This is a genomic window from Pseudonocardia sp. ICBG601, assembly GCF_020496245.1.
This window is the reverse complement of sequence record NZ_JAHLJA010000081.1, coordinates 1-13,309: the sequence shown is the minus strand read 5'-3', so window position 1 is coordinate 13,309 and position 13,309 is coordinate 1. Positions and strand designations below refer to the sequence as shown.

The following is a 13,309-nucleotide window of genomic DNA, read 5'->3' as shown; positions in this document are numbered from 1 at the left end:
GAACGGCGGGTCCTACTGCTCGGGCAGCGCGAAGCAGAACAACGCGTCACCTGCGGCCGCACCGAGCAGACCCGGCAGGAACCCTCGACCCAGCCGCCCCACCCGGTCGGCACGGCGACGAACTGCCTGCCGTCGACCTCGAAGGTGGTCGGGCTGGAGTGGTGCCCGCTCCCGCACTGGAACGACCAGAGCTTCTCCCGGTCGAGGCGTCGAGCGCGACGAACTCACCGGTCGGGGTGCCCTGGAAGACCAGGCCGCCCGCGGTGGTCAGCGTCGAGGCGCACATCGGGTACTCGTTGTTCCAGCGCCACTTCTCCTCGCCGGTGAGCGGGTCGATGGCGGCGACGAACCCGTAGAAGTCCTCGATGTCGACGGCGACACCGGCGCCCCAGTAGGGGATGGACTCCTTGAACTCGCGGCGGCGCCGGGTGGCGGTCGCCCCGACCTCCTGGACGGGCACGTACATCAACCCGGTCTGCGGGTTGTAGGACATGTGCGTCCATTCCTTGCCACCCGCCGGGCCCGGCCAGAAGTGCACCGGGACGCCCTCCTCGTCGGGGTAGATCTTCGGCATCACCGTGCCGTCCGGCGTGATCTCGCCCCAGGTGATCCGGTCGACGAACGGGAACACGCGCACGAGCTCGCCGTTGGTCCGGTCGAGCACGAAGAAGTAGCCGTTCTTGTCCGCGTGGGCGAGCAGCTTGCGCCCGTCCGGTGCGTCGAACAGGACGTTCTCCATCGTGGAGTCGTCGTAGTCCCACAGGTCGTGCGGGGTGAACTGGTAGTGCCACCGGATCTCGCCGGTGTTGACGTCCACCGCGATCGTCGAGTCGGTGTAGAGGTTGTCGCCCGGCCGGACGCCGCCGTCGAAGTCCGGCGCGGGGTTCCCGGTGCCCTGGAACAGCAGCTCCAGCTCCGGGTCGTAGGTGGGTGTCACCCAGCAGTTCCCGCCGCCGCGCTGCCAGGCCTCGCCGTCGTCGGGCCAGGTCTCCGAGCCGGGCTCGCCCGGCTTCGGGACGGTGTAGCAGCGCCAGCGCCGCTCACCGGTGTGCGCGTCGAACGCGTCGAGGTGTCCGCTGACGCCGAACTCCCCGCCGGCGCTCCCGACGATCACCAGGTCCTTGACGATCAGCGGCGCGACCGAGCCGCTCTCCCCGGCGCGGACGTCACCGTTGACGGTGTCCCACACGACCTTCCCGGTCGTCGCGTCGAGCGCGACGATGTGCGCGTTGAGGGTGTACAGGTAGACCTTGCCGTGCCCGACGGCGAGGCCGCGGTTGACGTTGCCGCAGCACAGGGACACGTCGTAGGGCGAGGCGTGCTTGTACCGCCACAGCTCCTCGCCGGTCCTCGCGTCGATCGCCCAGGCGCGGCCGTCGGGCCGGAGACGTACATGACGCCCTCGACGACGATCGGTGAGGCCTCGAACGAGTAGGTCGACGCACCGGACTGCATGCCGACGGCCCCGGCCTGGAAGACCCAGGCGGGGGACAACCGGCGGACGGAGTCCTTGTCGATCTGGTCGAGCTCGCTGTAGCGCTGGCCGTCGTAGGTGCCGTAGTAGGTCAGCCAGTTCTGCGGCTCGGAGCGCGCGCCGCGGATGCGGTCGTAGTCCACGGTGGAGGTGGCCGGGGCCTCGCCCCGGACGTTGGTGAGCTGTACGTGCGGGATCGCTTCGCCCGCGTCGACGTAGTCGGTCATCTCGGGATCCTTCCTACGGTCGCGGCTGCGGGGGACGGTCGAGCTTGGCGTGGTCGGGTACCTCGCCCCCGATGACGATCGAACCGGTGAGACCGCGGCCCTCGTCGTTGCCGCTCGCGGAGCCGTAGTAGTACGTTCCCGGCCCGTCGAGGTTGATCTTCGCGGTGCCCTTGGAGTGGTTCACCAGCAGATGAACTTGGGGTCGCCGTTGCTGGGCAGCACCGCGCAGTGGGTGTTCTTGTCGTCGTTGATCAGGGTCAGCTCGATGTCACCGCCGTGCGGAGGATGAGGATCCCGGGCTCGTAGCAGATCTCGTCCTCGGGGATCCGGATCGTCGCCCGGAGGACGCCGTCGGGTCCCTCCTCGGCGTACCCGATGGTCCCGCTGCCGAGCAGCCGGCCGAGCGCCAGCCGGTTCTGCCCGCCGAGACCCGCGGCCTCCAGCTGTTCGGCGCGTTCGTTGTCGGTGGTCGTCATTGACACTTTCCTCCCGAGCGCAATTCGTCGGTGGGTACGTGATCACTTTCACACTGCGCGGTGGTAAGCGTCAACCCTGCGCGCGCACCCGATTCAGCGCCGACGATCATGAATGCTCGGGTCGATGTGCGAAAACGATCTCCCGCAGCGGCCGGGGCTCGGCGCGGACGATCTACCAGCAGGTCAGATCCGCCTGCGCGGTGTCATGTCCACGACTCGACGGCGATTCTCCGGAGACTTCCGGAGTATTTGTTCGAGTCGTACGAGGGGTATTCCGAAAACGGTGGCGAATCGCATTCGGCGGCTCCGGGAATCGTGGTGACCAGAGGTCGGTGACGTCGGTGCGGCGGCACGCACCGTTGCGGGGGCGAGGTGTCCGTCCCCGTCGTGACGTGCGACGTCGCACCCCGGGCGGCGCCGCGGGCTCCGGTGTGGACACCTGCGCGCCTCGCCCGCGGAACCGTCCGCGTCCATTCCGTGCAGGTCGGGTCGCGGGCCCGGAGGGAATGAAACACATGTTTCCCGAAAGGGGGTGTCACCAGAACTTGATGCCCGCCGCCTTGAGGCGACGGCGGTGCTGCTTCACCGCGAGCGCGATCGCGTCGGGGGTGATGAGCCCGCCCCAGACCTTCGCCGCGGTCTCGCCCTGCTCGAGCAGCGCGTCGGCCTCCTCGCCGCCCAGCTCGGCGCTCTGCACGACCCGCGAGCCGAAGCCGATGTGCCAGCGCTCGTCGCGCAGGACCAGCTCGGTCCCGCGGCGCACGCCCGGCAGCGGGACGGACAGTCGGTCCAGGGCCTGGAGCATCGCGTGCTGGCCGGCCAGCAGCACGACGCCCTCGATGACCATGTGGTAGAGCCCGACCGCCCCGGTCAGTCCGGTGTGGTCGTCGGCGAGCCGGCGGGCGGTCGACGGCAGCCGGTGCTCGAACAGATCGACGAGCTCCGAGCTCACCTCGCGTCGCAGCACGTCCAGCCGGTCGGCCGGGGTGTCGCCGGGGACCCCCAGCACCTGCGCGGCGACCAGGTCGAAGAACCGGGCGTGCCGCGCCTCGTCACGGGCCTGGGCGCGGAACGCGGCCTGCATGGTGTCGTCGAGCGCCGCGGCCTGGTACGAGCCGAGCTGCCCGGCCACCGAGGCCTCGGCGACGGCGAACCCGGCGACCAGCCCGCGCACGGTCGCCGCCTCGTCCGGCGCGAGCCGGGTCCAGGCGTCGCGGTCCGGGCCCAGGTCGAGGTCGGTCTCGTCCCACTGCAGCGACTCGGCCAGCTGGACGAAGTGGTCGTATCCGGCGATCATGACCATGGTCTCGGTGTCCTCACCCGGGAACTGTTCTCCCGGCTCCAACGGGCGGAAGTCCGACTTGGCGGCGCCGCAGATCGGGCACATCCAGTCGTCGGGGATGTCCTCGAAGGGGGTGCCCGGCTCGACGCCGCCGTCCGGGTCGCCCTCCTCCGGGTCGTAGACGAAGCCGCACGGCTCGCAGATCCACAGGGACCGCGTGGCCCGGCCGGACATCGTCATGCTGCTCCCCACGGCGTCGTCGCCCACGCCCGCCGGCCGCCCGTGACCGGGCCCGACGGAGGTGATCCCTGAGGCCCAGGGAGCCACAGTGTGAGCGGGGTCGCAAGCGGGCCCGGGGCCCTCCCGTGGGGGCCGGCGACGGCCGCGCATCCGGTCGTTGCCGGACACGCGGCGCTCTCACCTGCGACGACGCGGTGCCCGGAGATCGGGTCCGGCCGCCGCCGGTGATCGTCGGAATCGGTGAAACACGTGTTCGCACTCAGGCGCCGAGCGCGTCCCGGAGGAACTCGACCTGCAGGAGCAGCAGGTTCTCGGCGACGACCTCCTGCGGTGTCATGTGGGTGACCCCGGACAGCGGCAGCACCTGGTGCGCGCGGCCTGCCGCGAGCAGCGCCGAGGACAGCCGCAGGGTGTGTGCGGCGACGACGTTGTCGTCGGCGAGACCGTGCACGACCATCAGCGGACGGTGCGGCCGCTCCGGGGTCGGCGGCGTCGCGGCGTCGTCGATGATCGACGAGCGGGTGTACGGCTCACCGCCCGGCATCCCGAGGTAGCGCTCGGTGTAATGGGTGTCGTAGAGCGTCCAGTCGGTGACCGGCGCGCCGGCGATGCCGGCGTGGAAGACGTCGGGCCGCCGCAGCACCGCGAGCGCGGACAGGTACCCGCCGAACGACCAGCCGCGGATCCCGACCCGGCCCAGGTCGAGATCGGGATAGGCCGCCGCGGCGGCGTGCAGCGCCGCGACCTGGTCCTCCAGCACCGGGCCCGCCAGGTCGCCGTGGATCGCGCGCTCGAACTCCGGACCGCGCCCGGGGGAGCCACGACCGTCGGTGACCAGCACGGCGAAGCCCTGCTCGGCGAACCAACGGCTGGTCAGGTGCGCGTTGCGGGCCTGCAGCACCCGCTGGGAGTGCGGGCCGCCGTAGGGGTCGAGCAGCACCGGCAGCGGAGTGCCCGGCACGTGGCCCGACGGCAGGAACACCGCGGTGCGCAGCTCCCGCTCACCGAAGGAGTGCAGCACCGGGGCCGGGTCGAACCCGGGGTCGACGGCGTGCCCGGCGACCGGGTGCTCCGCCCCGCCGTCGGTGACGAGCACCGCGTGCGGCGCCGTCGCGAGGTCCTGGGAGACGCGGACGGTGGTGCCCCCCGCCGCGGCGACGGCGTGCACCCCGGTCGTCGGCGTCACCGCGACCGGCTCGGACCCCGGGGTCACCGAGTAGACGGCCACCGAGGTCGGCTCCGTCGAGGCCCGGAACAGGACGGTCTCGCCGTCGATGCCGACGACCCCACGCACCTGCAGCTCCGGGCCGGTCAGGTAGGTGTCGCCGACGACGAGCCGACGCGCCCCGCCGGAGTCCTCGGCCCGCACCAGCGCCCCGGACGCGGTGCGCGCCGGGACACCCGGAACGTTCTCCACCCACACCGGGTCGGTCTGGGAGTGCAGCGTCGTGGTCCGACCGGTCGCGGGGTCGACGGCCAGGGTGCGGACCTCCCGCTGGTCGCGCGGCTGGACCGACAGCAGCGGCCCGTGGGTGTCCCAGTCCGCGGTGGCGAGGTACTCGTAGGTCTCGTCGTCCCAGGTCACGGTGGTGCGGGTGCCGTCCAGCGCGACGACGACCAGCCCCACGCGGGCGTTCGGGGTGCCGGCGGCGGGGTAGCGGACCGTGGTCGGGACGCGGTCGGGGTGCGCCGGGTCGGCGATGTGCCAGCGGGCGACCGGGGACTCGTCCACCCGGGCGACGAGCAGCGCGTCGCCGTCGGGGGACCACCAGAACCCGCGGTGGCGGTCCATCTCCTCGGCCGCGGCGAAGTCGGGCAGACCCCAGGAGACGTCGTCGCCGTCGGGGGTGAGCAGGGCGGTCGTCGTGCCGGTCGTGAGGTCGTGCAGGTGCAGTGCGCCCTCGGCGACGAAGGCGACCCGGGCGCCGTTCGGGTCGATCCGCGGGTCCACCACGGCCTCGATCCCGCCGACGTCGAGCGGCCGCACATCCGGCTCCCCGGTCAGGGCGACGGTGAACGGCCGCCCGGACAGCGCGAACACGGCCCGGGTGACCGCGGCGTCGGTGGTGTACCCGACGACGCCGCCCGCCTGCTCACGGACCCGCTCGCGGCGGGCCCGCTCGGCGGCGGGCAGGTCCTCCTCGCCCGGCAGCCCGGGCACCGACGCCGGGTCCACGAGCAGCCGCTCGGCACCCGTCGCGGCGTCGACCGCCCACAGGTAGGTGACCGGGTCGGTGCCGGACCGGCTGCGCAGGAACACCGCCCGCGACCCGTCCGGGGCGACGGTGAACCCGCGGGGGACCCCGAGGGTGAAGCGGCGGGTGCGGGCGTGCAGGCGGGGGAACGAGTCGGCCACGGAGCCGACGCTATCTCCCCGGCGTCACCGCGTGCGGGACGGCCGCTTCCCGGACACGCGCCCGCCCGCCTCCTCGCAGCCGCGGTCGGCGAGCCGGTCGGCACGCTCGTTCTCCGGGTGCCCCGCGTGGCCCTTCACCCAGAACCATGTGACGTCGTGGCGGCGGACGGCGGCGTCGAGCTCGCGCCACAGGTCGTCGTTCTTGACCGGCTCGCCGGCCGCGGTCCGCCAGCCGCGGGCCTGCCAGCGCGGCAGCCACTGGGTGATGCCGTTGCGCACGTAGGTGCTGTCGGTGTGCAGGTGGACGACGCTGCGCCGGGTCAGCGCGTCCAGCGCGCGGATCGGGGCCGTGAGCTCCATCCGGTTGTTCGTCGTGCGCTCCGGCTCGCCGCCGTACAGATCACGCTCGTGGCTGCCGTACCGCAGCACCGCGCCCCACCCGCCCGGCCCCGGGTTCGGGACACAGGCACCGTCGGTGAAGATCTCGACGACAACGGGCGGGTCGGCGGCGCTCACGGTCGGTGACGGTAGCGGGCGGGTCAGTAGAGCCGGTACGCCGCCCGGGCCGCGACGAAGCCGGCGCCGGTGCGGGCGTCGCGGCACTCGACGCCGGTCCGCGAGCTGACGCAGGTGACGTCGCCCTGGGTGAGGTGGGTGCCGTAGTCGAGCACCGCCGCGGCGGACGTGACGGGTGCCCCTCCGCACTCGGTGCGGGCGCCCGCCGGTCCGCCGGTGACCAGCGCGGCGTCCGGACAGTCACCCGCCGACCAGGTGCGGGCGGTGACATCGCAGCGGACGGCGCCGCCCCCGGCGCCGCCGGTGATCCGGCAGGAGATGTTGCCGGTCGGGGAGGTGAACGACATCGGCGACCCGAACGCGGCCGGGTCGGCCGCGGTGGTGCCCGCGACCAGCTCCGCCGGGGCCGCCACCGGGGCGGGAGCGACCCCGGCGCCCTGCGGCGCGCCGGGGTCGCCGGTGCGCCCGGAGCCGACGTAGGCGGCGACGACCGCCGCCGCGGCCAGCACGAGCGTCGCGGCCACCGCGAGCGCCGCGGTCCGGTGCCCGACGGCGTCGCGCAGCCCGCCGTCGGGCAGCCGGGCCGCGGACAGCCGGTCGCGCAGGGCGTCCCACCGTCCGGCCGGGGTCCCGGACGCGGCGTGGCCGGGCGGGTACACGACCGGCACGGGCGCGGCGGCGCGCGGGCCTGCCTGAACCGGGCCGCCCTCCTGACTTTGGTCACCCGAGCCTGGTTTCGCAGCTTGTACTGCGCTGAGCTGCGGTGATGTGTTTGCGCGGGAGCGGTGTGAGGCACTAATTCGGTGCTCTACGCTCGGTCAGGTGGCGTGGGTGAGGCGGGTACGGACGGCCTCCGGGGCGACCGCGGTCCAGATCGCCGAGTCCGTGCAGGGCCATCGACGGATCGTGGCCCATGTCGGGTCAGCGCACACCGAGGCCGAGCTGGGCCTGCTGGTCGAGCAGGCCCGTGGGCTGATCGACGACGCTGCACAGCAGGCCCTGGATCTGGGCGTCGCGCCGTCACCCCGGCGGGCCGAGCTGATCGCGCCCACCGCGGCCGGCGGTGCCACGCAGGAGGGGCTGTTCGGCCAGATGCCGCGGCGCGCCCCGAGCACCACAACCCGGCGGGTGGGTGCGCCGCAGGTGATCACGACCGGGTCGCGGGTGCTGTTCGACATCCTCGCCGAGGTCTACGCGGGCCTCGGGTTCGCAGAGGTCGCTGATGACACGTTCCGCGACCTGGTGATCGCCCGGATCGTCGAGCCCACGTCCATCCTGGACACCGGTCGGGTGCTGGCCGGTCTGGGCGTCACCGCGGCGAGCGAAAAGACGATGCGCCGCACCCTGCTGCGCTGCACCGGGCGCAGCTACCGCGACGAGATCGCGAGGGCCTGCTTCACCCACGCCCGTGGCAGTGGGGATGTGTCGTTGTGTCTCTACGACGTCACCACCCTCTACTTCGAGGCGGAGAAGGAGGACGACCTGCGCAAGGTCGGGTTCTCCAAGGAACGCCGGGTCGACCCGCAGGTCGTCGTCGGGCTGCTGGTCGATCGCGCAGGGTTCCCCCTCGAGATCGGCTGTTTCGAGGGCAACAAGACCGAGACCGCGACGATCCTGCCGATCATCGAGGCCTTCCGGGCCCGACACCAGCTGCCGGTCGAGCCGGGCGGGATGGTCGTGGTCGCCGACGCAGGGATGCTCTCGGCCGCGAACCTGCGCGACCTCGACGAGGCCGGCCTGCGGTTCATCGTCGGCTCCCGACTCACCAAGGCCCCGGTTGACCTGGAGTCGCACTTCCACTGGCACGGCGACGCCTTCGTCGACGGGCAGATCATCGACACCCTCACACCACGCGACCGCCGCACCGGGCGCAGCGAGAACAGCCCGAAGGTCAAGGCCGAGCCCGTCTGGAACCCCAACCAGCATCCGGGATCCTGGCGGGCGGTCTGGGCCTACTCCACGAAGCGGGCCGTCCGGGACCGGCGCACGTTGACCCTGCAGGAGAACCGGGCCCGCGAGGTCATCGCCGGCGAGAAGCCCGCGCGCACACCGCGGTTCGTCAAGGTCACCAACGGCTCCCGCGCCCTGGACGAGGCCTCCTTGGCTCGGGCATACCGGTTGGTCGGGTTGAAGGGCTACGTGACCAACATCCCGGCCGGCGGCGCAGCGGCCGGGGAGATCATCGGCGACTACCACGACCTCTGGCACGTCGAGCAGTCCTTCCGGATGAGCAAAACCGACCTACGCGCCCGCCCGATGTTCCACCACCAACGCCAGTCCATCGAAGCGCACCTGACCATCGTGTTCACCGCCCTCGCAGTCGCCCGCGAGATCCAGAACCGCACCGGGCTCACCATCCGCAACGTCGTCCGCCAGCTCCGACCACTGCGCTCGGCCACCATCGCCATCAACGGCACCCAGCAGACCTTCCCGCCCGCCGTCCCCGCCGACAAACAGGCCCTCCTCGACGCGCTCCGTCAGCCCGCGGCGAAGCACTAAGACAAGTGACCGAAGTCAGGTCAGCCCGCGGCGAAGCACTAAGACAAGTGACCGAAGTCAGGTCCCGGACGCGGCGTGGCCGGGCGGGTACACGACCGGCACGGGCGCGGCGGCGCGCGGGCCTGCCCCTGAACCGGGCCGCCCTGGACCGGGCCGCTCTGGACCGGGCCGCTCTGGACCGGGCTGCTCTGGACCGGGCCGCTCTGGACCGGGCTGCTCTGGACCGGGCTGCTCTGGACCGGGCTGCTCTGGACCGGGCTGCTCTGAACCGGGCTGCTCTGAACCGGGCTGCTCTGAACCGGGCTGCCCTGGACCGGCACCGCCGAGGGCGCGTTCGGGAACGGGGCGCGGCCGGGCCCCGGAACCGGACCTGCGGTCCACGGAGCCTGCGCGCCCACGGCCGGCCCGGTCCGCTGCTCCGGGACCCCGCCCACCGGCCGCTCCTCGGCCGGGACGGCGGGCCAGGGCAGCGGCGGGGTCCGCGGGCCCGGCCGGTTCCGGGCGTCGACCGGTCCGGTCAGCTCGGTGGGCTCCGGCGCGGGTTCCCGCTGCGTCCCGGCACGGTCCCCGGCGCGCGGGGCGGGGACGGGACCGGGTGCGACCGGCGTCTACGGATCTCTGACACTTATGGACACCCGAGTGGATGTCTGTCGGTGTGAGTGATCGGTAGTCACACGGGTGTTTCGGCAGGTCAGGGTGACTTGCTTCTTCTGGTCCGTGCCCCGCGGCGACGCTTCAGCGCGGGTGATCATCGGCGTTGTGGCTGGTGTAGTGCGGCGAACTCTGCGGTGTCGCCGTCGCTTGGGAGTGGGAGTTGTTTTATCCCGGCACCGGATGACTGGCCTGTGTTGTTGCCGGGTTACCCGTTGACGCTGAGATCCTCGGCGCCGCGTAACCCGCTCGGCAGCTAATGCGCGTTTCGCAGTGTTCACCGCGCCGACGTCATCTCGATTGACCGTAAACATGCACGTGGCGCATGCTGCGCTGTGGTATCCCCCTGGTCGACTGACGAGGTTATCACATGTTGGGCAATTTGCCGATGTTCCTCGGGGTGGGACATCCACGACAGTGAGACCATCGCGGGCCGCGATGTGTTCGATCGCGTTTGCGGCGACGCGACGCGCTGATTGAGCTACTGTGTTGTTGACATCTTTACCCAACCCTCGGGCCTCTAGAGTGGCAAGATCTTCCAGCGCGATGATCGATGCACCGGAGGCTCGGGCGATTACCGTGACATACTGCGCGGCCAGATAAGCTAAATCTCGATTGATGCGTGCCCGTTTCTGCCCGCAGGAGAGCATTTCTGCCTGCAGCGCGGACATCCTCCCCTCAAGGCGCTGTCGCGTGGGTATCGAGGCTTGAGGAATAAGCTGTTCAAGACGAGCGATTTTACGGCGGAGGAACTGTCCTTGTCGCTGAAGTCGAGCTAACTTGACGGAGAGTCCATGGTCATCGAAACGGCGCCCGCGAAAATCACTGTACATGGCGTTGCTTTGAGTGTCACGAACTACAGTCGCTGCAACGACCATATCCTTAGGTGACCAATCAACCCCGACTGCAGACGCTGCGTTCGCAACGGTCGGTGGCCGAGGTACTGTTTCAGCGAAAGCGAAACGGAATAGTGCCCCGCGCCGATCAAGGGTCACCTCGGGGAGATGCCATCCGGTGATTGACCGATGATGTAAATGTTGAGGAATCGGGATATCGAGTTGAACCCAACGCCAATCGGTCCGAGAATCTGGATGTTGACGTACAGGAAGTTTGATCCGCAGTGTCAGCTCGGTGGCCGTACTGGTAACAAGCGTCGCCAGCTGGGCGTCAACGGCTCCGAGACGGACCCGGCGAGCGACAGATGGAACGGGTTGGAGCGTCGTGATCCGCAAGCCTGCCGGATCGACCCCGGGATGCAAGCGCACCCACCGAGCGATCTGCCTATGCACATTCCTCGCGAACGCACCCCCGAGGCCCGCAGTGCCGTCTGACGCACCACCAGACACCTCTGCTGCAATGGCGGCATCCCGAAAAGCCAAGGTTCGCAACGTTGATATCACCTGTGCCGTCACGATCCGCATCACACGAGATGGAACGTACATATCCTGCGGAAACTGAGGTCGCCATCCGCAACGCTGCCCCACCACCGCTGCAGCCGCAGGCAATCGACGGCCGCCCTCATCCACACCGGAATGTATACGGTCAAAAGTTTCCGGAACCCACAACTCGGATAGCAGATCGCGTTCGGCGCCCTCCACAATGTCGAGCAGCCAACGCACCCGCTCCGTCAAGTCATCTCGCGACACGACAGCACCAGACACTTCACACACTGCTCGTGAAGCTCGAGATGTCGTTGAAGACGTCAATACATTGGATTTCTGCCAACCCGTCACGTCGGAGGTCCCTGCTCCTGCAGGCGTGCCTGCGCGGCATCAAGCAGTCGTTGCTGATTCGTCTTTGACCGCAACTGATAGAACCGACCAGAAAAGGACGCAAGTAACGCCATGAAGTCATCCATCAGCTCTTCAAGCAGCGACTTGTCCGCATGAGCATGAACAGTCTCAACTGCAACTCCGACCTGCGCCAGATACCGCTCAATATAGGCGACACCAAACCGAGCCAGTCGGTCACGCCACACTACGCGAACTACCGTGAACCGCCCAGCAGCGGCGTCATCAAGTAGCCGAGTCAACCCCTTCCGATTTTCTCGCAAACCGGACGCGCGATCACGATACACTCGGAATACTGTCCCCCTGGACGTCTCCCGCAACACCGATTCCTGGTTCGCCAACGACGACTCCTGACCCGTCGAACCAGAAACACGACAATACAACGCCTCAACCCGCTCCGCCGCTTCCGGCTGAATCGGTTCGCGCCCAAGGAAGACATCAAGATCAGCACGATCAAACAAACGCTGACCAGAGGCTGAAACTCGACACGGCAGCCGACCCTCTCGGGCAGCCTTCCGAACACCCACCACCGACATGCCCATGTACTCGGCAGCTCGCGCTATACGCATCTAAAGCAGTATGAGCTAGTACCGGATACTTTGTCAACAGTCGATGAGCCCGGTCGTGGGTGCGGCGGTACCGGGGGCCGGGAGGCCGTCGGCGGGCGCGGCGCCGGTCAGCAGCGTCGTCGGATGCCCGTTGCGGCGGCCGTCCGGGCGCGCGGGGTGCGGTCGTCGGCGTGGGGAGCGCTCATCGGTCCGGGACGCTAAGCGGGCCGACCGTCCCCGGACAGCGGCCGTTCGGGGCAGTCACGGCGGCCGGCCGCCTCGTCTCGGTGACCGTCCGTGCACGGCAACCGTGGGTCGTGCCGCTCCCGGCGATCCTGCCGGACGCCGCCCGTCCTGTACCGGTCACCGCACGACGGCGTTGCAATGTGCAATGGTGAGCAAGGCCAACGACGGTGAGGGGGAAGCGATGACGGAGGCCCGGCCCGGGACGGCCACGAGCGGACCCGCGGCGGTGCTGGAGTCGCTGCCGCTGTCGGGATGGCACCGACGGCTCGTCGTCCTGGTGGGGATCGGGTCGTTCTTCGACCTGTACGAGGTGTTCCTCGGTGGCGTGCTGGCCCCGATGCCCCTGGCCCGAGTGGGCACTCGGCTCGGCTGGCAAGGCGGCGGTGGTGTCGTCGGGCTTCCTCGGGATGTTTCGTCGGCGCGGTCCTGCTGTCGATCGCGGCCGACCGGTTCGGCAGGCGCACCGTGTTCCTGCTGAACCTGCTCACCTACTCGCTGTTCTCCGTGGCGGCGGCGTTCTCGCCGAACCTGGAGACCTTCCTCGTTCTGCGCTTCCTCGCGGGCCTCGGGCTGGGCGCCGAGCTGGTGCTCGTCGACACCTACCTGGCCGAGTTCCTGCCCCGGCGGGCACGCGGCCGCTGGACGGCGTGGGCGTACACCGTCGGCTTCCTCGGGGTGCCGGTGGCCGCGCTGCTCGGCGGCCGGCTCGTCGCGGCGCAGTCCATCGCGGGCGTCGACGGCTGGCGCTGGCTGCTCGTCGCCGGCGGGCTGGGCGCGTTCTTCGTACTGGTGCTGCGCCGCGTGCTGCCCGAGTCCCCGCGCTGGCTGGTCGCCCACGGACGGCGCGAGGAGGCCGCCGCCGTCGCGGCGGACGTGGCCCGGCGGGCCGGCGCCCCGGTCGAGGGGGAGGTGTCCACGGCCGACTCGGGGGAGCCGCGGGCCGGCTCGACCGTCGCGGTGCTGCGGATCGCGTTCAGCGGGGTCTACCGCACCCGCACGGTGAT

At 70.5% G+C, this 13,309-nt stretch carries 11 protein-coding genes and 1 pseudogene; 3 read left to right on the top strand and 9 right to left on the bottom strand.

All coding sequences use genetic code 11. The annotated features are described in order from the left end of the window. Positions 1-12: 12 nt before the first annotated feature. The 7 genes and pseudogenes from KPL57_RS22595 to KPL57_RS22570 all read right to left on the bottom strand — a co-directional run bounded on the left by KPL57_RS22595 (position 13) and on the right by KPL57_RS22570 (position 7,230). Positions 13-1,701, bottom strand: a pseudogene (locus KPL57_RS22595) (PQQ-dependent dehydrogenase, methanol/ethanol family). A 13-nt stretch (positions 1,702-1,714) separates the two neighbouring features. Next, a complete protein-coding gene (locus KPL57_RS70050; protein ID WP_308252972.1) occupies positions 1,715-1,885 on the bottom strand; it encodes an MSMEG_3727 family PQQ-associated protein in 171 nt (56 codons plus the stop codon). Between the two features lie 73 nt (positions 1,886-1,958). Next, on the bottom strand, positions 1,959-2,177 hold the full coding sequence (locus KPL57_RS70045) for a hypothetical protein (RefSeq protein WP_308252971.1): 219 nt from the start codon (positions 2,175-2,177) through the stop codon (positions 1,959-1,961). Between the two features lie 535 nt (positions 2,178-2,712). Beyond that, positions 2,713-3,699, bottom strand: a complete 987-nt coding sequence (locus tag KPL57_RS72565) for a rubredoxin (RefSeq protein ID WP_374203770.1) — start codon at positions 3,697-3,699, stop codon at positions 2,713-2,715. Positions 3,700-3,958: 259 nt separating this feature from the next. Beyond that, a complete protein-coding gene (locus KPL57_RS22580; protein ID WP_226353073.1) occupies positions 3,959-6,055 on the bottom strand; it encodes a DPP IV N-terminal domain-containing protein in 2,097 nt (698 codons plus the stop codon). Positions 6,056-6,079: 24 nt separating this feature from the next. Next, a complete protein-coding gene (gene rnhA / locus KPL57_RS22575) occupies positions 6,080-6,571 on the bottom strand; it encodes a ribonuclease HI (protein ID WP_226353072.1) in 492 nt (163 codons plus the stop codon). 23 nt (positions 6,572-6,594) lie between these two features. After that, positions 6,595-7,230, bottom strand: a complete 636-nt coding sequence (locus tag KPL57_RS22570; protein ID WP_226353071.1) for a hypothetical protein — start codon at positions 7,228-7,230, stop codon at positions 6,595-6,597. 163 nt (positions 7,231-7,393) lie between these two features. Between KPL57_RS22570 and KPL57_RS22565 the strand changes: the two genes are divergently transcribed. After that, entirely contained in the window at positions 7,394-9,070 is a 1,677-nt protein-coding gene (locus KPL57_RS22565) for an IS1634 family transposase (RefSeq protein ID WP_226350710.1), read from the top strand. 608 nt (positions 9,071-9,678) lie between these two features. Here the strand turns inward: KPL57_RS22565 and KPL57_RS72560 are convergent. Both KPL57_RS72560 and KPL57_RS22555 read right to left on the bottom strand, forming a co-directional pair. Next, a complete protein-coding gene (locus KPL57_RS72560; RefSeq protein ID WP_226353086.1) occupies positions 9,679-10,371 on the bottom strand; it encodes a zinc ribbon domain-containing protein in 693 nt (230 codons plus the stop codon). Positions 10,372-11,450: 1,079 nt separating this feature from the next. Continuing rightward, the gene (locus tag KPL57_RS22555) at positions 11,451-12,080 is read right to left on the bottom strand and encodes an IS607 family transposase (protein ID WP_226351297.1); all 630 of its coding nucleotides are present in this window, start codon (positions 12,078-12,080) and stop codon (positions 11,451-11,453) included. A gap of 406 nt (positions 12,081-12,486) precedes the next feature. Here KPL57_RS22555 and KPL57_RS22550 point away from each other — a divergent pair, with 406 nt between their 5' ends. Both KPL57_RS22550 and KPL57_RS22545 read left to right on the top strand, forming a co-directional pair. Next, positions 12,487-12,783 (top strand): hypothetical protein, encoded by a 297-nt coding sequence (locus KPL57_RS22550; protein WP_226353088.1) that lies wholly within the window; start codon positions 12,487-12,489, stop codon positions 12,781-12,783. Then, on the top strand, positions 12,675-13,309 hold a 635-nt coding region (locus KPL57_RS22545), incomplete at its 3' end, for an MFS transporter (protein ID WP_226353085.1). The genes KPL57_RS22550 and KPL57_RS22545, both read left to right, overlap by 109 nt.